Raw genomic sequence first — 21,995 nt, 5'->3', positions numbered from 1 at the left:
ACCATGAAATTAACCGACACCTTTGGCCGTGACATCACCTATTTGCGCCTGTCTGTGACAGATCGTTGTGACTATCGCTGTGTCTATTGTATGGCGGAAGACATGGTGTTTCTGCCCCGCGCTCAGGTTTTGACTCTGGAAGAAAGCATCGAGATTTGTGAAGCGTTTGCTGAGTTAGGCGTCAACAAAATTCGAATCACTGGCGGTGAGCCACTGGTACGCCGCGGCATCACCACTTTGTTTGATCAGGTCGGGCAGATCGATAGTCTGAACGAATTGACCCTCACCACCAACGGTTCACAACTGAAGAAATACGCACCGGAACTCGCACAATCCGGCGTCAAACGCATCAATGTCAGTCTCGACACGTTGAATAGTGAACAATTCACCGATTTGACTCGCTTTGGTAAGCTGAACGACGTGCTTGAAGGAATTCAAGCCGCAAAAGACGCCGGTATCGAGCGCGTCAAACTCAACGCCGTGATCCTGAAAAACCGCAACCTGGATCAGGTCTTGCCGCTGGTCAACTATGCACTGGCTCACGATCTGGACATCAGCTTTATTGAAGAAATGCCTCTGGGTCAGGTCACCGAGCATGGCCGCCAGACCGAATTTTGCTCCAGTGCGGAACTGCGGAACCTAATCGCTAAACAACATAATTTGACCCCAAGTGACTATGAAACCGGTGGACCTTCACGCTACTGGAACGTCGCAGGCTCCAGGATCAAGCTCGGTTTTATTTCACCGCACAGCGATAATTTTTGCAGCACCTGTAACCGCGTACGAGTCACAGCAGAAGGCAAGCTACTGCTGTGCCTCGGCAACGAAAACGCCGTAGATCTAAAGGCCGTCATCCGACGCTACCCTGGCGAAAGAGAGAGACTCAAACAGGTTATCGTCGACGCCATGACCGTCAAACCGGAAAAACATCACTTTTATGAAGACGATGCTCCCCAGATCATTCGCTTTATGAACGCCACTGGCGGTTAAACACGCAACCCGTTACTCTCCACACCTGAAGTCACTCACTCTGCGAAACGAATCCGTGAAAACCTTATCCCCCAAAGTTTTCGGCATTACCGGCTGGAAGAACAGCGGTAAAACCACACTCGTCAGCGAACTGGTGCGCTGGTTTTGTGAGCGAGGCGTCAAAGTGTCCACCATCAAACACGCGCACTGCGATTTCGACATAGACCGCCCTGGCACCGACAGCTTCAAACACCGCGAAGCCGGTGCGCAGCAAGTTTTACTCGCGTCCAGCCACCGCTGGGCCCTGATGAATGAATTGCGAAATCAACAAGAACAAGAACTGGACGATCTGCTGGAAAAACTGGATCCTGTGGATCTGGTCCTGGTGGAAGGCTTTAAAATGGGGGATCAACCGAAAATTCAAGTGGTGCGCCCCAGCAACAACACCGAGCGCTTGAGCGATGAAGCCCACCCCATCGTTGCCATCGCCAGCGACGAAAACATTTCACCCGCAGACTACGGCTGTTCAGGCCCCCTGCTAGCGTTGGATAACATCCACAGTATTGGGCTGTTTATCAGCGAATACTGTCAGCTCACATTAAATGCTGAACGTTAAATAAAGAATAGAGTATACGGACTACATTATGAGCTCAGAACTGACCCCTTTAAACCTGGCCGTGCTGACGGTTTCCGATACCCGCACCGAAGAAACGGACACCTCAGGCCACCTCTTACGCGACGCACTTCAAGACGCTGGCCATGTCTATTTCGATCACAAAATCGTGATTGACGATATTTATCAAATTCGTGCCGTGACTTCGCAATGGATTGCTGATGACAGCATCCACGGCATTCTGATTACCGGCGGCACTGGCTTTCACGGTCGCGACAGCACTCCGGAAGCCATGATTCCACTGTTTGATAAAACCATTGATGGCTTTGGCGAACTGTTCCGGCAGGTATCCATTGATCAGATTGGCAGCTCAACCATTCAGTCACGCTGCGTAGGCGGACTTGCCAATCGTACGGTAATTTTCTGTTTGCCGGGCTCTAACAATGCCTGCAAAACCGGATGGAATCACATTATTAAACCGCAGCTGGACAGCCGCCAGAAACCTTGTAACTTTGTCGGGCTGATTACCGGGAGAGATTAATCCTGTTTCTATACCTGTACCTCATACTACAGGCAGCAGACATAAAAAACCGAGCGTCATGCTCGGTTTTTTTATGCTTGGAGATTACGGTCGGTTAACGATGAAAGATGGTTTTACCGTGGGAGATTGACTCCAGCACAGGGAAGTCTTTAATGGTTTTGGGATCTACAGCCAGCGGGTCTGCCCCGAGAATCACCAAATCGGCTTGCTTACCCTCGGTCAAAGACCCCTTGGTGTCTTCCTCAAAGTACTGATAGGCCGCAGTCATCGTCATGGCTTTCAGCGCTTCCTTCGGCGAGATCCGCTCATCCGGCCCCAGAATCACACCCTTGCGGGTTTCACGGTTCACAGCTACCCACAACAGGCGCATCATATCCGGAGGAACAATGGGCGTATCATTGTGAATGGTAAACGGCACACCTTTTTTCAGAGCGGTCGCCGCAGGACTGATACCAAACGCACGTTCGTCACCAAAACTCAGCCGGTGCCAGTCACCCCAAAAGAACGGGTGAGCCGCATAGAAAGAGGGAATCACTTTCAGTGTCTTAGCTCGATCCAGCTGATCTTTGCGCATAACTTGTGAGTGAATAATCACCGCGCGGTGATCCGGAATATCCTGGCCGGAAAACGCTTCGTCCACCGCGTCCAAAGCCAGATCAATCGCGGCATCGCCATTGGCGTGCATCAGGATAGGAATACCCGCGTGAAGTTTCTCTTTTGCCGCAGCTTTAAAGTCATCCGGGTCTACCGTTGGGTACGCCGTGTAATCCCCTTCTACCCCGTCAGGGTTAGCATTATAAGGCTCGGTCATCCAGGCTGTGCGCCCCTGGGGTGAACCATCAAGCACAAACTTGACACCACCCACACGAACACCACCGTGATAGCCCTCTTTAAACATTTCACTAATGTGATCGGAATCACCGTGCGGCTCACCACCGTGGTGATCATGCAGAGAAGCCGGGAAAGCGACCACATCTGCATCCAGCAGGCCTTCCTCACCCATGGCCCGCATAGTGGCCACATCCGGCAACTGAGAAGCGCCATCCTGAATCGTGGTCACACCAAAACTGGCAAAATACTTAATAGTCTTGGCCAGTTGCTTTTTGAAGGCATCCGGATTTTTAGCCATCGCCATGAATTGTGGCATCAGCAAAACGTAAGCGGCTTTCTCTTCCACCACCCCATTGGGAGTCTTACCGTCATCCATACGACGGAATAGACCACCCGGTGGGTTAGGAGTGTTTTCATCAACCCCCACGGCTGCCAGTGCCGCTGAGTTGGACGTGCCCAAATGCCCAGAGACGTGCAGCATGTAAATTGGGTTATCAGTTGAAACCTTGTCCAAATCTTCGCGGGTAGGATGGCGATTTTCTGCCAATAAGGAATCATCGTAGCCATAGGCCATAATCCATTCGCCCTTCGCAGGCTTGGTTTTGGCAATATGCTCTTTCAGTAAGGCAACAAGGTCATCAATGGATTCAACCTTACCGACTGGAGGGGAAGACACGTTGATGAAATCGATAAAACGAGCCGCCATGGCAACATGGCCGTGAGCGTCGATGAGCCCCGGAACCAGCGCCTTATCACCCAATTCAACCACTCGGGTCTCATCACCAATCATGGCTCTGGCTTTTGACTGATCACCGACGAAAACAATTTTGTCATCACGAATAGCGACGGCTTCTGCGCTTTCTTTTAGGGGATCCATGGTGATAATGTGATCACCGATGAAGACCTGATCCGCAGGCTCAATCGCTGCAGCCAGAGCAAGTCCGGCGGGCAGTGTCAGTGATATAGCCATGGCCCATTGGGCAAGTTTTCGCTTCATATACCAGCTTCCTTCTTACGCTGTTACCAAGTTAGCACTGCTTCGAAAACAGGAGTCCAAACTGCCAGCAAGCAATGCACTGTACGAGGTTACATCACAATATTTCAGGCCGTCTGAGTAAAGTACCAGTTTTGCCTTGAAGAGCTGACCAGCAACCCACAGCAGGTAAAACCACCTGGAGCCACACGCTACCCGTTTATTTTTCAACCTACCGGATGCTTTTCTGCCCCTATTTCTCCAAACCCTTTCTGTACTCGCCTGGGGTCACGCCCATCCAGTCTTTGAACGCACGAATAAACGCGCTCTGCTCCGAATAACCCAACAACATCGCGATATCGGAATACGACAGCGCCAGATCGGCCAAATACTTCTTCGCCAGTCGCCTGCGTAACCCTGACAATATAGAACGGTAGCTGTACCCCTGCTCGGCTAATTTGCGATAAAACGAACGCAGCGAATACCCCATGAGCCCCGCGACGTGGCTGGCCTGGGTATCGCCATCTTTCATGGCCATCAACAGCTGCTGTTGTAACTGCTCTAAAAAATCCTCTTCCCCTTCCGTCTGTTTCGCAGCCGTTGACTGCTCTCTGGTCTGCAACAGCGCTTCAGCCTGCCGGTCAAAAATCTTGCGCAGGTAGGGATCACTGCTGGAGATGGTCATCCACATCAAATTCGCCGGAATGTCGACCATCAGGCAAGACGTATTAAATTCTACCGGACAGCCCAACAAGGCTTCATAAAGGCTTTTATCGTCGGGTTCAGAAAAAGGTAAACCGACACTCACCGGAGGAATGGCTTTGCCAATCAGGGACTGATACAGGGAGATAAACAGCGCCACCCCGAATTCGCAGGCGATGGGTGTATCGGCATCCTGCAAGCTCCATTGATGGCTGATCACGCCGCTACTGACTTCCACCTGAGTGCTCAGGTCCGTCAAAATCAGCGTCTGGAAACGTCCGTAGCGGGTCAAAGCCTGTCCCAAGGTACTGCAGGCCGTCAGTAAATAGCCTACAAGGCCAAAATCCCGGGGTTCAATCATACGCCCCAACTGCACTCCAAATGCGGGGGCAGGACAGATCTGACGGGTCTCTTCGAGCAATTCGGAAAATCGTCGATTAGCGATTTGCGGCTTACTCGCCAACTCGGCCAGGGTTTCCCGCAACTCTGGCGCAGCAAGGCCTCGCTCATCCAAATAGCGGATCAGCACAGCAATAAAACTGGTGGGGATGACGACGGAATTTTCCATAGCCCTGAGTATTGATTTCGTGGCACAAAATGTCAATCGATGGATTACCGTCAATACTTACCCGGCACGCTTTCCTACCATACACACCAACCGTGATCGTAACGCCTGTACCGCCAAATTCGGTACTTCACCCAATAAAAAACGCCGAGGAAACCCCGATGACCTACGTGGTAACGGAAGCCTGTATCAACCACAAGCACACAAACTGTGTAGACGTCTGTCCTGTAGAGGCCTTTCGCCAGGATGACGACATGCTCTACATCGACCCCAAGGCGTGTATCGAATGCAACGCTTGTCTGACGGAATGTCCTGAGCGGGCCATTTTCCCGAAGAGCGCTGTTCCTGAAGACCAGCAACACTACATCGCCCTCAATGCCGAAAAAGCCTTAGAGCTTCCTGTGATTCGTGAGAGTGTTTTCCAGCAAGCCGCCGCCAGCGCACAGTCGGCGTTGGCCGGCCGTTTTGCGGTCGTGGGTGCGGGTCCCTCCGGGTTCTATGCGGCGGAAGCCATCCTGAAAAACATGCCTTCCGCAAAAGTGGATATTTTCGAGAAACTGCCCACGCCATTTGGCTTGGTACGCTACGGCGTTGCCCCAGACCATCCGCGGATTAAATCCGTCAGTGCAAGCTTTGAACGCATTGCGGAAAACGATCAGGTACGTTTTTTTGGTAACGTTCAGATCGGACAGGATATTTCGACCGACGAGTTAAAATCCCTCTATCACTCGGTGGTGTACGCAACCGGCGGCTCCAAAAGCCGTGCGTTGACGATTCCCGGCGCGGATCTGAACAACATCTTTGGCTCCTCTGATTTTGTTGGTTGGTACAACGGCCACCCGGATCATCAAGAACTGGCTCCTGACCTGTCAGCCAAACGCGCAGCCGTGATTGGTATTGGAAACGTTGCCCTCGACATTGCTCGCATCCTGATTCTGCCTCACGAGGAGCTGGCCAAAACCGACATCGCCGACCAATCTCTGATGGCGCTAAAAGACAGCGGCATTAACGAAGTCTGCCTGCTGGCCCGTCGTGGTCCGGTACAAGCGGCCTTCACACCGAAAGAATTAGAGCAGTTGATAGGTCTTGAGAATCTGGACCTGGTTATTAACCCGGCAGACCTGGAGCTGGATGCCGAATCCGAGGCAGACCTGGCCAAACCCGAATTCAGCGAAGCCCGTCAAAACATGGAGCTGCTGCGCGACATTGCCAAGCGTCCATTAAGCAACGACGCTAACACCAAGCGTATTCGCTTCATGTTCTTAACCAGCCCTGAGTCGATCACAGAAGCCAATGGCAGCAAGCAATTACACACTGTAAGAAACCGCCTGGAGCGCACTGGTGATCGTGTTAATGCCGTAAGTACTGATGAACAGCTCGCGCTTGACGTAGGACTGATCATTAATGCCACCGGCTATCAAGGGGAGTCTATCGAGGGTTTACCGTTTGATGAGCGCCGCGGTGTGATCGCCAACGAGAACTCCAGTGTCAATCCTGAAGACGCAAAAGAATACGTGGCGGGCTGGATCAAACGTGGCGCCAGCGGTGTCATTGGCTCCAACAAGCATTGCGCTACCGATACGGTTACCCAACTTCTCGCAGCGCTGCCTGAAGCTTTAGACACTATCGAGCAAGATGTTGAGGCTGTCTTGACGGGTCGCAAGGTTGAGTTTATTAATTTCTCTGACTGGCAATTACTGGATCAGCACGAACAACACCAAGGTCAACTAGAGGGTCGTAGCCGACGCAAAGAAACCCGTATCGACAACATGCTTAAGGTGATCCGGGACGCTCGTACGGCTGCTATTGCCGAAGCCGAAGCGCAAGCCAAACTACCGGTAAAAACCCATTACCGCAGCTGTACTCTCTGCGAAGCCATGTGCGGTGTTGAAATCAAATATCAGGGCGACAAAATCATTGCCGTGTCCGGTGACGACAAAGATCAGCACAGTTGGGGCCACATTTGTCCGAAAGGGTATTCTTTACAGGATCTCCACAACGACCCGGATCGCCTGAAAAAACCGCTGCGTAAAGTCGATGGCCAATGGCTGGAGGTTGAATGGGAAGAGGCGCTGGACGTCGCCGCCGAAGGCTTGGCCAAGGTACAAAAAGAACACGGCGACAATGCCGTTGCCGGTTATTGGGGCAACCCGACCTCCCACAACCTTGGGTTACTGATGACCACCAACAAGCTCCGTAAAGAGCTGAAAACCCAAAACGTTTTCACCGCCGCATCATTGGACCAAATGCCTCATCAATTGTGTTCATACCTGATGTTTGGTCACGGACAAATATTTACCATTCCTGATGTGGATCACGCCGATTACATGTTAATGCTGGGCGCCAACCCAGCCGCCTCAAACGGTAGTTTAATGTCTGGTGGTGACATCCTTAAGCGTCTGGAAGGTATTCATGAACGCGGTGGTAAGCTGGTACTGATTGACCCGCGCAAAAATGAAACCGCTATGTACGTGCAGGAGCACCACTTTATTCGCCCTGCCACCGATGCGATTTTCCTGGTGGGTCTGATTCAGCATGTGATTCGCAAAGAGCTCTACAAGCCGGGCCGTCTGAAGGACATGATGTCTCACTGGGGTGAGTTACTGGAACTGTTCAATCTATTCCCAATGTCACAAGTGGCAGACATTACCGGCATCCCGCAATCTGAAATTGAACGTATCGCCGAAGAATACGCCGCCGCAGATAAAGCCATTTGCTATGGCCGCATGGGTATTTCTGCACAGGAGTTTGGTGCGCTTAACCACTACCTCATCAACACCTTGAACATCATCACCGGTAATCTGGATCGCCGTGGCGGCATGATGTTTACCAAACCGGCAGTGGATTCCGGCGTACAGCCCAATCAGGCCGGTAGCTTTAATACCTACCAAAGCCGTGTGCGTGGACTGCCGGAATTCAACCGCGATCTGCCTTCCTCAACCATGGTAGACGAGATGACCACCCCGGGCGAAGGGCAAGTGAAAGGCTTTATCTGTATTGCAGGTAATCCGGGGTTATCAACCCCCAATGGCCGCTTACTGGAAAAAGGCTTAAGTGAACTGGATTTCATGGTGTCGCTGGACTTCTATCTGAACGAAACGTCCCGTCACGCCGATGTGATTCTGCCTCCCACAGGCCCGCTTGAGCACGAACAATACGACATCGTTTTCAATCTGCTGTCCGTGCATAACGTGGCGAAATTTTCTGACGCACTCTTCCCTCATCCGGAAGGGACACTGTCAGACTATGAAATCATGACCGGCTTAATTGATCGTCTGGCCAAAATCAAGCGTGGCGCAGAGCCCAAGAAACCCATGCCACTGACCACCATGCTGGATTACGCGCTGCGTGCAGGACCATACGCCGAGAGCTTCGATGAATACAATGGCGATGAAATCACTCATCATGATGAAGGCTTAACTCTGGATAAGCTGAAAGAATACCCTCACGGTCTGAATTTGGGACCGTTACAGCCCTGCTTCCCGGATTTCTTGTTCACAGCAGATCAAAAAATCAACATGATGCCAGAGCCCTTTCTGCAAGACCTTGAGCGCCTGAAAGACTTTGCCAATAATTTTGAGACTGAACCCAAACTCAAATTGATTGGTCGTCGTGATCTGCGCACCAACAACTCCTGGATGCACAACAGTCAGCGTCTGGTGAAAGGTAAAGACCGCTGTGGCTTGTTCGTTCACCCGGTTGATGCCGAAGCACTGAAACTGGAAAACGGCAGCAAAGCAAAAATCAGCTCTCGAGTGGGTCAATTGAATGTTGTCGTAGAAGTGACCGACACCGTTATGCCAGGCTCTGTTTGTCTGCCTCACGGTTGGGGTCACGATCTGGAAGGTGTACAGTTACGGGTAGCGCAAACGAACCCAGGCATCAACTCCAATGACCTGAGTGACGAACAGCTAGTGGATCAACTGTCAGGCAATGCGGCTCTGAACGGTATCCCTGTTGAAGTCGAGGCATTGTGAGACCTGGTAGTGACGTAATGCCTTGCCTGGATGATCAGGCAAGGCTGAATAATCTACTTACGCTCAACAACAACCAATAAAAAAATAGAAACCTATGACACAACATCAACTCATTGGCGCTGAAGTTTCTCTTTATACAGGGAAACTCCGCTGCTATTTAAAGTATAAAAACATTCCATTTGAAGAAGTGATTGCCTCCAAAGAAGTCTTCCGGGATGTTATCCTTCCTCGCACGGGTGTCAGCTACATCCCCATCATGATCACTGAAGACGATGTGGCACTGCAGGACACCACAGAGATCATTGATTTTTTTGAACAACGCTATCCAGAACACAGCATTTACCCCGCCGGAGCCTGTCAGAAGCTGATCGCTCTGCTACTGGAAACCTACGGCGACGAATGGTTGGTGATTCCTGCTATGCACTATCGCTGGAGCTTCGAGGAAAATCGCGAATTTGCCATGGCCGAATTTGGCCGCACCTCAGCCCCTAACGCTTCTGCAGAAGAGCAACAAGCCATAGGTCAGGCCAACTCGAAACCGTTTGCAGGAGCTCTGCCACGCCTTGGAGTCACAGCTGAAAACATCCCGGCTATTGAGAAGAGCTATCTGGCAATGCTGAGTGATCTCGACGCACACTTTCAGCAACATCCCTTCCTGCTCGGCAACAAGCCCTGTATCGGTGATTTTGGCCTGATTGGTCCGTTGTACGCTCACCTTTACCGCGACCCCTACTCTGGTCGTCTGATGGAAGAGCGCGCTCCCCACGTGGCTGCCTGGGTGAAACGAATGATTGATCCCGAACCGCAAACCGGTGAGTTTCTGCCTGATGATCAAGTGCCTGAAACTCTGCTGCCGATTTTGGCACGGATGTTTGCTGAACAGGGTCCTGTATTGCAGGAAACCCTGTCTCAGGTTGCGAACTGGGCCACCAGTCATGATGACAAGTCACTGCCACGCGCTATTGGAGAGATCGCTTTTGCGATTGAAGGTGTTGAAGCCACTCGCCTGACATTTCCCTACATGCAGTGGATGTGGCAACGTTGCGTGGACGCCTATCAACAGCTAAACGCGGCAGAACAAAGTCAGACAGCAGAGTTTTTGAATAATGTGCCCGGTGCTGTCAGCTTGTTATCCACCCCCATTGAGCATCGGGTCGTCCGGAAGAATAACAAACTGGCTTTGGCGTGATGTCGTTAACTCGTTCGCAGTTAGCTGGATTGTAGTTAACTAATTTTGAGCTAACTGGAGTTGAGCTAACTGGAGTTGAGCTAACTGGATTTGAGCAATCCAGATTAAAGTAGCGAGACAGTATTACTGGTTTGCAGCGCTTCTGCGCTGCGACCAGAGCGCCAGCCCCTGGGCATTCAGCCCCATATCAAACTCAATGGTTTCGGCAGCCAATTCACGGTCACAACCGTGCGCAATGGCCCGTGCCAGTGTGTAGTCGGTGATTCGGGTATGAATTGCCTCATGCAGGCTTTCCGCGTCGTCAGCTATACCTTCTGACTCATCAACCAATTGAACGTAATCATCAATCTGCTCAAGCAGTTGAGGAGCCAGCACAGCAGGATTTTCGACCATACCGTAGTGCGTCAGAAACATACGTTCGGGCTGCTTACTCATCAGTTTTTGAATAGATGATTTGAGAGCTTCCGGATCAAATTGCACCGGCGTCGTGGTGGGAAATATCAAAGGCTTGCCATCAACTACCAGCTCCCGGTAAGCAATACCGAAAGTATCCCCGGTAAAGAAGCCGTTACTGGCCTCATCCCACACACAGAAATGGTGGCTGGCGTGCCCGGGAGTATCCAGAAACTCCAAAGTACTGCCGCCTAATTTCAGTACATCACGGTCTTCGGCAATAACTATGCGGGCCTCATCCACCGGGATCAGATCACCGTACATTTCCTGAAACGCCTCCTCCCCATACACCGCGGTTGCGCCCGCCTGTAATTTGGCTGGGTCGATCATATGACGCGCGCCTCGCGGGTGGATCACCAACTGTGCTTCGGGCAACTCTTGCATCAATAAGCCAACACCACCGGCATGATCCAGATGAACATGGGTGGCAATAATGTAATCGACCTGCTCGGTCTGCAGACCCAGTTGAGACATCACCGACAAAATCCCCGGAACGCTATAACGAGTCCCCGTTTCAACGATAGCCACTCGCCCACCACGCTCAATGACATAGCAAGCCGCCAGCCCGATACGCACCATGCCGCTATCAACCAGATACACACCTCTGACCAGTTCTGTCGTCATGCTTTTGTCCATGTACCTAACTCCTACCGGGTTCCCCGGCTCGTTGTCGTATCAAGTTGCCACGGTATACGCCTGACATGCCAACCTGCTGTCTCAGCCTGGCAGCAATTGTGGTGCTCTGGCTCTTCGCCACATCACTAACGCCAAGCCCAGAGGGATTTGCAAAGCCGCATAAATCAATAAAGAGAACAACACAAAGTCACCAACAGGGTCTGCCACCCCAACCACAGCGGGAAACAGCGACGCTTTAATCAACAGGCCTAGATTAAGACTTCTTACCATCACTTCTATTTCAATGGCCGTCGAGTCTTCACGCTTCAATTTAAGTAGCCGCGGGATGACTGCACTGATCAAAGCCAACACGCCAAAGAACAGGCAAATCAGGGCGATATTATTCCAACCGAACGCCGCCACATCCAACCGGCCTGCCCCAAGAGCCCCCAGCACAATCAAAACGATGGTGAATAATGAACCCCGAATACACCAGCGGGAGACAAATCCTGACACTTTTGGCAAAAATCGAAGGATCAACATGCCCAGAATTAACGGCAACAGCAGACTGATCGTAATCTCTGTGGCAATTTGCCGGACCGGCATCGCAAAATCATCCGGCATATATTCCGTAATCAACAAATCCAGCAGCAACGGTGTTGTGACCAGACATGCCACCGTTGTAAGTGCCGTAATCGAAATGGATAAAGGCGCATTGCCTTTAGCAAGATAGGTAAAGATATTGGAGACCGTTCCTCCGGGTATAGCTGCAATCAACGCCAGCCCCACAAGGACACCGCCTGTCAGACCCAGCGAGACAATCAGCCCGTAAGCCACCAAAGGCACAGCCACGAGTTGAATCAAACACCCAACAGAGACAGCCTTCGGCGCGGTTAACACTTCGCCAAAATCCTGCAATTTCAGAGTTGCGCCCATACCCAGCATTGCCAAAAACAGCTGAATGAAGGCAAACCAGTATTCATTTTCAACATACCAATCGAACATGATCATCCTTAAATAACGGCCAACTCCTGAACTCAATATCTGCAACTCGGGCAGACAAGGTCGCCGCAGGTCAGCAAGCACTTCTTCAGGAGAATAAAAGCCAGCATTGATGCCAAGGCGGCACATTGCAGCAAGGATAAGGATGAGCGTGGCGAAATGCCAGAAAAGAAGAAAAGATTCGTCATTCTCACGACCGTGGGAATGACGATGATGTGACTCACCTGAAGCAAGTCACATCAGTAGAGCAGATATCAAAATCTACGCAGGTTACAGCTGAGCAAAGCGCTGGGTATGAAAATCACCCGTACCAAACAACAACTCAATCATCGTCAGGCGCTTGAAGTAGTGACCTACATCCAGCTCTTCAGTCACACCGATACCACCGTGGATCTGAATGGATTCCTGACCGATTCTACGACCAGCTTTACCGATACGGGACTTCATGGCAGAAACGGCCTTATCAGCCTCTGCTCCGCCCTGATCCAGTTTCATGGCAGCCATCAGCACAATGGATTTGGCCTGTTGATGCTCTACGAACATATCCGCCATACGGTGCTGCAGCGCCTGAAATTTAGCGATAGGCACGCCAAACTGAACACGGGTTTTGGTGTATTCAACCGTCTTCTTGTAAGACATTTCCATAGCACCCACTGCTTCCGCACAAATGGACAAAATGGCACGGTTAATCACCTGATTGATGACAGGCAGAGCCTTGCCTTCTTCACCCAGCAGCTTATCTGCAGGAACGGACACGTTCTCCAGATGTACTTCTGCCGCACGACTGCCATCCTGAGTGCGATAGCTCTTGATGCGCACGCCGTCAGACTTGGCATCTACCAGAAACAGAGAGATACCCTCTTCATCCATCTGGTCGCCAGACGTTCTCGCAGACACCGCGATCACATCAGCAGCACCGCCATTCAAAACCACAGCTTTATGGCCTGACAGCACATAGTTGTCGCCGTCTTTTTTCGCGGTAGTCGCAACATCCGCCAGGTTGTAACGGCTCTGAGGCTCTGCATAGGCAAAGGCCATTTGCAGGCCACCTTCCATGATACCGCCAATCAGCTCAGCTTTCTGGTTGTCGTTACCAGCAGCAGCTACCAAGCCACCACCCAACACGGTCGTGGCCAGGAAAGGCTCAATCACAATGCCCTTGCCGAACTCTTCCATCACAACCATCAGGTCCGCAGCACTGCCACCCAGGCCACCATCGGCTTCGGAGAAAGGCACCATCAACCAACCCAGCTCGGCAAACAGTTTCCAGTTGTCTTCACCGTAGCCTGTATCGCTTTTCACCAACTTCATGCGGGTGTCGAAGTCGTAATCGTTTTGAACAAATTTGGCGATGCTGTCCTGCAGCATTTGCTGCTCTTCGCTGTACGAAAAATCCATGATTAATGCTCCTCTTACAGGCCGAGAACGGCTTTGCAGATAATGTTTTTCTGTACTTCGTTACTGCCACCGTAAATGGAGGTCTTACGATTATTGAAGTAAGTCGGGGCGGTATTCGCCGCTGAGCCTGGGCCACCCCATTCACCGTCGAAGTCGATGTCGAACTGCTCATCCAGGAACGGAACCGCATAGTAACCGGCAACTTCCATTTTCAGCTCGTCGATAGCCTGAGCAATTTCAGTACCTTTGATCTTCAGAATAGAAGATTCAGGACCTGGAGCTTTACCGGTGCTCACAGCCGCCAGAGTACGAAGCTCTGTGTATTCCAACGCCAGCAAGTCGATTTCCAGCTCAGCCACTTTTTGTGAAAACGCAGGGTTTTCCATCAATGGACGACCGAAATCGTTGGTATCCGCGGCTTTTTTCTTCACGCCTTCCAGAGACATTTTGCTCTGCGCTACACGAGCAATACCGGTACGCTCGTGGGTCAACAAGACCTTGGCGTAAGTCCAGCCTTTGCCCTCTTCACCGATCAGGTTTTCAACCGGTACGCGCACCTTATCAAAGTGGACTTCGTTCACTTCGCGGCGCTCATCCAGCATATAAATGGGGGATACGGTAATGCCCGGGGTTTTCATGTCGATCAACAGAAAGCTGATGGCTTCCTGGTTTTTGGCATCGCTGCCACCGGTACGAACCAGACAGAAAATCCAGTCAGCGTACTGACCCAGTGTGGTCCAGGTTTTGGTACCGTTAACCACATACTCATCACCCTCGCGGGTGGCGGTAGTTTTCAGTGAAGCCAGGTCAGAACCGGCATTGGGCTCGGAGTAACCCTGACACCACCACACATTACTGTTAAGGATGTCCGGCAGAAAACGTTTCTTCTGCTCTTCGCTACCAAATCCGTAAATAACCGGAGCAACCATGCTCATACCGAACGGGATAACACCAGGTGCACCTACTTTAGCGCACTCGTTGCTCCAGATGTACTTCTGAGTTGAAGTCCAGCCAGTACCACCGTACTCAACAGGCCAATTAACCGCTGCCCAGCCCTTTTCAGCCAGGATTTTTTGCCAGGTGACAAAATCTTCTTTTTCGAAGTGCAGGTTTTTTTTCGCTTTTTCAGCGATATTAGCTGGTAGCTTTTCTTTCAGAAACTGGCGAACTTCCTCTTGGAAAGCCAGTTCCTCTGCAGAGAAATCTACGTTCATCTTCTCTCTCCTATCGGGTTTATTGTAAACACACGTATTGAAAACTTTCGGTTACTGCTTTTCTTTCACCATATTGCGGGCTATCACAATTTGTTGAATTTGGGAGGTTCCTTCGTACAAACGGAACAGACGCACATCACGATAAAAGCGCTCCACGGCGTACTCCGAGATATAGCCGGCTCCGCCGTGTATTTGTACGGCACGATCAGCCACTCGGCCCACCATTTCAGTACAAAATAGTTTGCTACAGGCCGCCTCAGTACTGACAGGTTCACCCCGGTCACGCTTGCGGGCGGCTTCCATCACCATGGATTTACCGGCAAAGGTCTCGGCTTTCGAATCAGCCAGCATCGCCTGAATTAACTGATGTTCGCAGATAGGTTGGCCAAACTGGGTGCGGTCCATGGAAAATTGCAAAGCGTCGTCAATTAAACGTTCAGCCACACCCACACTGACGGCGGAGATGTGCAAACGCCCACGGTCCAGAACCTTCATGGCGGTATAGAAGCCTTTACCTTCAACACCACCAATCAGACTGTCCGCAGGAACCCGGACATTATCGAAGATCACATCGCAGGTATGAGAGCCGGCTTGTCCCATCTTCTTGTCTTTGGCTCCCAGACTGATACCGTCCAGACCGGCTTCCACGATAAACGCTGAAACCCCTTTAGCGCCTTTCACACTGCTATCCGTCCGTGCCATCACAGTGAAGGTACCCGCCCGAGGGGCGTTGGTAATGAACCGCTTGGTGCCATTAATAATATAGTCATCGCCGTCGCGTACCGCGGTGGTCTTTACTGAGGCGGAGTCAGAGCCCACATCGGGCTCCGTCAGACAAAACGAACCAATCAGCTCACCGGAGGCGTATTTTGGCAAATACTTTTGCTTTTGCTCTTCGGTACCGTCAAACACAATACCTGCAGAACCAATACCATTATTGGTACCAATCAGAGAACGGAAAGCCGGAGAGGTTTTACCCAGCTCCATAGCGACCAGGACTTCCTCTTCCATGGTCAGCCCCAAACCGCCGTATTCCTCTGGAATCGTCAGACCAAACAGTCCCATTTCACGCATTTCTTCCACCACAGCATCAGGGATGGCATCTTCTTCAGCCACCTGCGCCTCTACGGGCACCAGGCGATCTCGTACGTAACGTGACAGGGTGTCGATCAACTGATTGAGCGTTTCCGGGTCTCGGATCATAGCGATTCTCTCTGTTGTCTCTGATTTCTGGTGCTTCTAATTTCTGGTACTTCTAATTATTGTCTGCTTATTCCATCTGTCGTCTTAATTAGCTTCTGCGGCTGTTACCCACTGACAAGACAGATTCTATGGCTTTCTTTCGTCTTAAAGGTTAAATTTCACCCTAAAGTAAGGGCAAATACTAACAAGTAATTCCGCAGAGTGGAATTATCATCTCAATAATGTTTAAAATAGCCCACTTATCAGATGGCCGCTAAAGGCTAGAGCAGCGCGCGTCAGATAGCACAGATAAAGGCATAAGCAATCTACAGCACCCAATAATAAACAAGAGGCTTGCCCTCATTTGATTCGGCCTAAAGGCGACTCACAACCCGCCAGGCGAGCAATCAGCCCTTTGATTTTGGAGAGAAACTGATGAATGCAGCACTGTCCCAAGGCCCCAGAGCCTCGGAAATGCACACCCTTAAAGTGATTGAACAATTCGAAAAAAGCCCCCTTTCACAACGCTATCCCTGGACCAATACTTACGACCTGATCACCAACGCCTGTGAAAAGTGGGGAGACGATACCAGTATTGAGTTTCTACCAACGGGTGCTGCCGGCGAAGAGACAGAGTCCACCAGCTACCGCCAGCTTGCCCAGCGAATCAATCAGACCGCAAACCTACTCAACAGTATAGGCATCGAAGCGCGGGATGCCGTCTCGCTGATGATGCCGACCCTGCCAGAAACCTACTTCGCCATCTGGGGCTCTCAGGCCGCGGGGGTTACCAGCCCGCTGAACCCGATGCTGGATGCCCACCATCTGGCCGAGATCATGTCGGTCACCCAATCTAAAGTTCTCATTACGACCGCCCCATTCCTCGGTAATAGCGAGATGTGGGATAAGGCTGTGGAAGTCGTTCAACAGGCAGCTGAAATCACCCACATGATCATCATTCAGCGTCCGGGCATGACTGAAGCCATGCCCGAAGCGCCCCGAGCTGGCGTGGAAATGATTGATTACAACGCAGTCATTGAGAATTTTAACGACAGCAAGCTGGATTCTGGCCGACGCTTTCACGGCGACGAAGCTGCCGCCTACATGCACACCGGCGGTACAACAGGTCGTCCAAAAGTTGCTCAGATCAATCACAGTAACTTCGCCTTTGTGGCGCAGTTAACCACCGATATGGGTTCCGATGAACCTCGCTACACCAGCCCCTGTGCACTGCCACTGTTTCATATCTTTGGTCTGGTGATTACCGGTGTTTCCGCGTTCAATGCAGGCATTAAACTGGTCATCATGACACCGGCCGGATTCCGCAACCCCAACGTCGTGGTGAACTTCTGGAATCATGTTGAGCGCTTCCGCTTTAAAGGTGTCGCCGCGGTTCCTACCATTCTGTCTATCTTGTATGAAGTGCCCAAGGGCGACCACGATGTCTCTTCTCTGGAAGAAGTGATCAGCGGCGCGGCGCCTCTGCCAGATCACCTCAAAGTCAACTTTGAAAAACGTTACGATTGCCGCGTACGCAACGGCTACGGCATGACAGAAACCAGTGCCCTGTTGTCACTGAGCCAGAAAGACACTGAGGTTCCTCTGGGCAGCTGTGGCCTGCGTCTGCCCTATGCTGAAAGAATCATTGGTCACATAGATGGAAACAAACTCACCAAAATCTGTGGACCCAATGAGTCTGGCATCGTACTGACCCGCGGTCCCAATGTGTTTGCCGGCTACCTGGAAAAAAGCGATAACGAGAAAGCCTGGGTCGATGGTTGGTACAACACTGGAGATATGGGTTATCTGGATGAAGGTGGCTTCCTCTACCTCACCGGGCGTGCCAAAGACTTGATTATCCGCGGAGGCCATAACATTGATCCGCTGCAAATCGAGGAACCACTGCTCAAGCACCCCGACGTTGCCGATGTGATTGCGATTGGCCAACCCGATGCGCACGCCGGCGAGCTCCCCATTGCCTATGTGGTTGCCAAGCCCGGACACAATACAGACAGCGAAACGTTACTGGCCTACTGTCAGGAAAATATTTCCGAGCGCGCCGCCATCCCCAAGCGCATTGAAGTCATTGACGCTATTCCGCTCACAGCTGTCGGTAAAGTGTTCAAACCACGCCTGCGGGAGATGGCTGCTGAATACGCATTAAACACGGCTCTGGAGCAGATTGATGTCGCCGCAAACATCGATATTACCACTGACCAACTCAAGGGACTGATGGCAACGGTCACACTGGAAAATAAAGACAATCTGGATGCCGCAGAGACTGCCTTGCAATCCCTGCCTTTCCACATTGATCTAGTCTAATTCACCGTTAGTCAGAGAGAATTATTATGTCTGAAGCCTATATCTACGATGGTGGTCGTACAGCTTTTGGCCGACACAGTGGCGCATTGTCTTCCGTACGCCCTGACAATTTGTTGGCTCACGTTATTCGCACTCTGGTAGAGCGCAATAACTTCGACACCAGCCTGTATGAAGACGTGATCGCAGGCAATACCAATCAGGCGGGTGAAGACAGCCGTAATGTCGCCCGCTTTGCCGGCTTACTGTCGGGCCTGCCCATCGAAACCGGAGGCCTGACCGTCAACCGCCTCTGTGGTTCGGGTCTGGCCGCCGCCCTGGATGCCTCACGCTGCGTTAAAACAGGCGAAGGTGAGCTGTTCGTCGCTGGCGGTGTTGAATCCATGAGTCGTGCGCCACTGGTAATTTCAAAAGCCACCAGCGCTTTTGATCGCACGCAGGAAATTGCTGACACCACCATGGGAGCCCGCTTTACCAATCCGGAAATCGTGCGTCAGTTCGGTGGCCACAGCATGCCCGAGACCGCGGATAATATCGCTGCGGACTTAAACATCAGCCGTGAAGAGAGCGACATTTTCGCAGCCGCCTCTCAGGCAAAGTACGAAACCGCTCGTGCAGACGGCTTTTTTGTTGACGAAATCCTGCCCATCGAAGTGTCGCAAGGGCGCAAAAAACCTGCACTGACTATCGATCTGGATGAGCACCCCCGCCCACAAAGCAATCTAGACGCATTATCCAATCTACGCCCATTGTTTGAAGGTGGCGTGGTTACCGCGGGTAACGCCTCCGGTATTAACGATGGTGCTTCAGCGGTCATCATCGGCAGTGAAAAAGCCGGACAAGCTGCAGGCATCACACCCAGAGCTCGTATTCTTGCTGGCGCCATTGCCGGCGTAGAGCCGAGAGTTATGGGGCTTGGGCCAGTACCCGCAACACGAAAAGCCTTACAGCGTGCCGGACTCACCTTGGACGATCTGGATGTCATGGAGTTTAACGAAGCGTTTGCAACACAAGCGTTAGGCTGCATGAAACAACTGGGTATTGCCTTCGACGATCCACGCGTGAATCCCAACGGTGGTGCCATTGCCATTGGTCACCCGCTGGGAGCTTCCGGAGCCCGTATTCTCTATACCGCATTACGCCAATTGGAACGCACCAATGGCCGCTATGCACTGGCCACCATGTGCATTGGTATTGGTCAGGGTATCGCCATCGTCATTGAAAGAATTTGAACCTATTCAACAGCACATCAACAGGAGACAAGTTATGTCTGTAGTCAGCTATTCACTGGAAAACGAAATCGGCATCATCCGCCTGAACAACCCACCGGTAAACGCATTATCTCTGGCGTTACGCAGTGGTATTCAGGATGCAATCAACAACGCTCAAACTGATGACAGCAAAGCTCTGGTCATCATCTGTGAAGGCCGCACCTTTATCGCCGGCGCCGATATCACTGAGTTTGGCAAGCCCCCTATGGAGCCTTCCCTGCCAGCAGTGATTGAAACCATCGAACAATCCAATAAGCCAGTTGTTGCCGCTATTCACGGCACGGCTCTGGGCGGCGGCTTTGAAGTCGCTCTGGGTTGCCACTACCGCGTTGCACTGAGTTCCGCCAAAGTCGGACTGCCAGAAGTTAAACTGGGCCTGCTGCCTGGCGCAGGTGGCACTCAGCGCACGCCTCGTTTGGCCGGTGTGGAAGCAGCTCTGGATCTGATGACTTCCGGCAATCCAATTTCTGTCAAAAAAGCGCAAGCCGTCAACCTGGTTGATGAAGTGGTCGAAGACAATCTGGAAGCCTCCGCTATCGCCTTCGCACAAAAACTGGTTGCCGAGAACGCGCCACTGAAACGTATCCGCGATATCAATATCGATCCTGCCAGCGCCCCCAAAGCGTTGTTCGACGGCTACCGCAAAACTCTGGCAAAACGTGCCCGCGGTCAAATCGCACCGCAAAACATCATTGCCTGTGTTGAAGCGGCTGTAAACCTGCCAATGGATGAGGGACTTGCCACAGAGCGCAAACTGTTTTCCGAATGTCTGACCTCGCCTCAATCTGCTGCCATGCGCCATATGTTCTTTGCAGAACGTGAAGCGGCTAAAGTCAAAGGTCTGCCCAAAGACACCGCGCTGCGTCCCGTCAAATCCGTCGGCATTATTGGTGGCGGCACCATGGGTGGCGGTATTGCAATGAACTTCGCTAACGTCGGTATTCCTGTCACACTGCTGGAAATCAACGACGAAGCTCTGCAACGCGGCCTCGGCATTATCGAAAAGAACTACGCCATCAGCGCCAAAAAAGGCAAGCTGAGCGAAGATCAGATGAAACAATGCCTGTCTCTGGTCAAAGGTTCTACGGACTATCAGGATCTGGCCGAAGTGGACATGGTCATCGAAGCCGTTTTCGAGAACCTGGACATCAAGAAAGAAGTTTTCACCAAACTGGACGCCGTGTGTAAACCAGGCGCCATCCTGGCCACCAACACTTCCTATCAGGATGTAGACCAGATCGCCGCAGCGACCAAGCGTCCGGAAGACGTGATCGGCCTGCACTTTTTCAGTCCCGCCAATGTGATGAAGCTGCTGGAAATCGTGCGCGGTGACAAAACGGCTGACGATGTCATTGCCACTTCCATGCAAATGGCGAAGACCATCAAAAAAGTGCCTGTTCTGGCACGCGTGTGTTACGGCTTTATTGGCAACCGCATGCTGCAGCCCTACTTCCGCGAATCTCAACTGTGCCTGATCGAAGGCAGCACTCCAGAGCAAGTCGACCGCGTCATGGAAAACTTTGGTATGGCCATGGGCCCCATTGCTGTGAGTGATCTGGCCGGTATCGACATTGGTTACAAGGCTCGTCAAGGTCTGACCGAAGAGCAAAAAGGGCCAGCCAAAACTCACTGTGTGTCAGATGCTCTGGTCGAAATGGGCCGCTTGGGACAAAAGTCCGGCGCCGGTTTTTACACTTATGACCCTGAAACCCGCGCGCGCCAAAATGACCCTCTGGTGATGAAGATCGTCGAAGAGCAGGCCAAAGCCCAAGGCATTGAGCGCCGTGAACTCAGTGATGAGGAACAACTGAATCGTATGACCTTTGGTCTGATCAACGAAGGCGCCAAGATTCTGGAAGAAGGCATTGCTCAACGCCCCGGTGACATCGACGTAGTCTACATCTATGGCTACGGCTATCCGGTTTCTCGTGGCGGCCCTATGCACTATGCCGACACGGTAGGCCTGAAGAAAATTTACGACACCATCTGTGAATATCGCGAGCAGTTCGGTGAAGTTTTCTGGCAGCCTTCAGCGCTTCTGAAACAACTGGCTGAAGAAGGCAAGACCTTTGCTCAGTGGGCGCAGGAAAACAGTTAATTTTCCACAGTTGCTACAAAGATAGATCAAGGTTTGCAGGAGTCATTTCCCTGCAAACCTTTCTCTACACACCCTTCACTACC

Annotated in this window: 15 protein-coding genes; 8 read left to right on the top strand and 7 right to left on the bottom strand. The window is 51.7% G+C overall.

Going from position 1 to position 21,995, the window contains the following annotated elements:
- The first annotated feature begins 3 nt into the window (after window positions 1-3).
- The 3 genes from moaA to moaB are packed head-to-tail and all read left to right on the top strand — an operon-like array spanning window position 4 to window position 2,123.
- A complete protein-coding gene (gene moaA, locus ACTG33_RS04715) occupies window positions 4-990 on the top strand; it encodes a GTP 3',8-cyclase MoaA (protein WP_439134037.1) in 987 nt (328 codons plus the stop codon).
- 55 nt (window positions 991-1,045) lie between these two features.
- Complete coding sequence (gene mobB, locus ACTG33_RS04710; RefSeq protein WP_439134036.1) at window positions 1,046-1,585, top strand: molybdopterin-guanine dinucleotide biosynthesis protein B; 540 nt, start codon at window positions 1,046-1,048, stop codon at window positions 1,583-1,585.
- Between the two features lie 28 nt (window positions 1,586-1,613).
- A complete protein-coding gene (gene moaB / locus ACTG33_RS04705) occupies window positions 1,614-2,123 on the top strand; it encodes a molybdenum cofactor biosynthesis protein B (protein ID WP_439134035.1) in 510 nt (169 codons plus the stop codon).
- Between the two features lie 94 nt (window positions 2,124-2,217).
- Here moaB and ACTG33_RS04700 read toward each other — a convergent pair whose 3' ends face one another.
- Both ACTG33_RS04700 and ACTG33_RS04695 read right to left on the bottom strand, forming a co-directional pair.
- Window positions 2,218-3,951 carry an amidohydrolase gene (locus tag ACTG33_RS04700; protein ID WP_439134034.1) on the bottom strand — a complete coding sequence of 578 codons (1,734 nt, stop codon included), beginning with the start codon at window positions 3,949-3,951 and terminating at the stop codon, window positions 2,218-2,220.
- Window positions 3,952-4,180: 229 nt separating this feature from the next.
- A complete protein-coding gene (locus tag ACTG33_RS04695) occupies window positions 4,181-5,197 on the bottom strand; it encodes an AraC family transcriptional regulator ligand-binding domain-containing protein (RefSeq protein ID WP_439134033.1) in 1,017 nt (338 codons plus the stop codon).
- A gap of 158 nt (window positions 5,198-5,355) precedes the next feature.
- Between ACTG33_RS04695 and ACTG33_RS04690 the strand changes: the two genes are divergently transcribed.
- Together ACTG33_RS04690 and ACTG33_RS04685 are read left to right on the top strand one after the other, a co-directional pair.
- Window positions 5,356-9,171 carry a molybdopterin-dependent oxidoreductase gene (locus tag ACTG33_RS04690; RefSeq protein WP_439134032.1) on the top strand — a complete coding sequence of 1,272 codons (3,816 nt, stop codon included), beginning with the start codon at window positions 5,356-5,358 and terminating at the stop codon, window positions 9,169-9,171.
- 94 nt (window positions 9,172-9,265) lie between these two features.
- Window positions 9,266-10,360, top strand: a complete 1,095-nt coding sequence (locus tag ACTG33_RS04685; RefSeq protein ID WP_439134031.1) for a glutathione S-transferase family protein — start codon at window positions 9,266-9,268, stop codon at window positions 10,358-10,360.
- Between the two features lie 123 nt (window positions 10,361-10,483).
- On the opposite strand, the gene ACTG33_RS04680 is transcribed toward ACTG33_RS04685, so the two are convergent.
- The 5 genes from ACTG33_RS04680 to ACTG33_RS04660 form a co-directional block, all read right to left on the bottom strand.
- Entirely contained in the window at window positions 10,484-11,449 is a 966-nt protein-coding gene (locus ACTG33_RS04680) for an MBL fold metallo-hydrolase (RefSeq protein ID WP_439134030.1), read from the bottom strand.
- An 81-nt stretch (window positions 11,450-11,530) separates the two neighbouring features.
- Window positions 11,531-12,433, bottom strand: a complete 903-nt coding sequence (locus ACTG33_RS04675) for a bile acid:sodium symporter family protein (RefSeq protein WP_439134029.1) — start codon at window positions 12,431-12,433, stop codon at window positions 11,531-11,533.
- Between the two features lie 267 nt (window positions 12,434-12,700).
- Window positions 12,701-13,828 (bottom strand): acyl-CoA dehydrogenase family protein, encoded by a 1,128-nt coding sequence (locus tag ACTG33_RS04670; RefSeq protein WP_439134028.1) that lies wholly within the window; start codon window positions 13,826-13,828, stop codon window positions 12,701-12,703.
- Window positions 13,829-13,842: 14 nt separating this feature from the next.
- On the bottom strand, window positions 13,843-15,042 hold the full coding sequence (locus ACTG33_RS04665) for an acyl-CoA dehydrogenase family protein (protein ID WP_439134027.1): 1,200 nt from the start codon (window positions 15,040-15,042) through the stop codon (window positions 13,843-13,845).
- A gap of 51 nt (window positions 15,043-15,093) precedes the next feature.
- Entirely contained in the window at window positions 15,094-16,245 is a 1,152-nt protein-coding gene (locus tag ACTG33_RS04660; RefSeq protein WP_439134026.1) for an acyl-CoA dehydrogenase family protein, read from the bottom strand.
- A 414-nt stretch (window positions 16,246-16,659) separates the two neighbouring features.
- Here ACTG33_RS04660 and ACTG33_RS04655 point away from each other — a divergent pair, with 414 nt between their 5' ends.
- Genes ACTG33_RS04655 through ACTG33_RS04645 form a run of 3 tightly spaced genes read left to right on the top strand, consistent with a single transcriptional unit; the run spans window position 16,660 to window position 21,912 of the window.
- A complete protein-coding gene (locus ACTG33_RS04655) occupies window positions 16,660-18,546 on the top strand; it encodes an acyl-CoA synthetase (RefSeq protein ID WP_439134025.1) in 1,887 nt (628 codons plus the stop codon).
- Window positions 18,547-18,572: 26 nt separating this feature from the next.
- A complete protein-coding gene (locus ACTG33_RS04650) occupies window positions 18,573-19,775 on the top strand; it encodes a 3-oxoadipyl-CoA thiolase (protein WP_439134024.1) in 1,203 nt (400 codons plus the stop codon).
- A gap of 34 nt (window positions 19,776-19,809) precedes the next feature.
- A complete protein-coding gene (locus ACTG33_RS04645) occupies window positions 19,810-21,912 on the top strand; it encodes a 3-hydroxyacyl-CoA dehydrogenase NAD-binding domain-containing protein (RefSeq protein ID WP_439134023.1) in 2,103 nt (700 codons plus the stop codon).
- Window positions 21,913-21,995: the final 83 nt, after the last annotated feature.

The organism is Pseudomaricurvus sp. (assembly GCF_965662505.1).
GTDB lineage: Bacteria > Pseudomonadota > Gammaproteobacteria > Pseudomonadales > Cellvibrionaceae > Pseudomaricurvus.
This window is presented reverse-complemented; position numbering and strand designations above follow the sequence as displayed.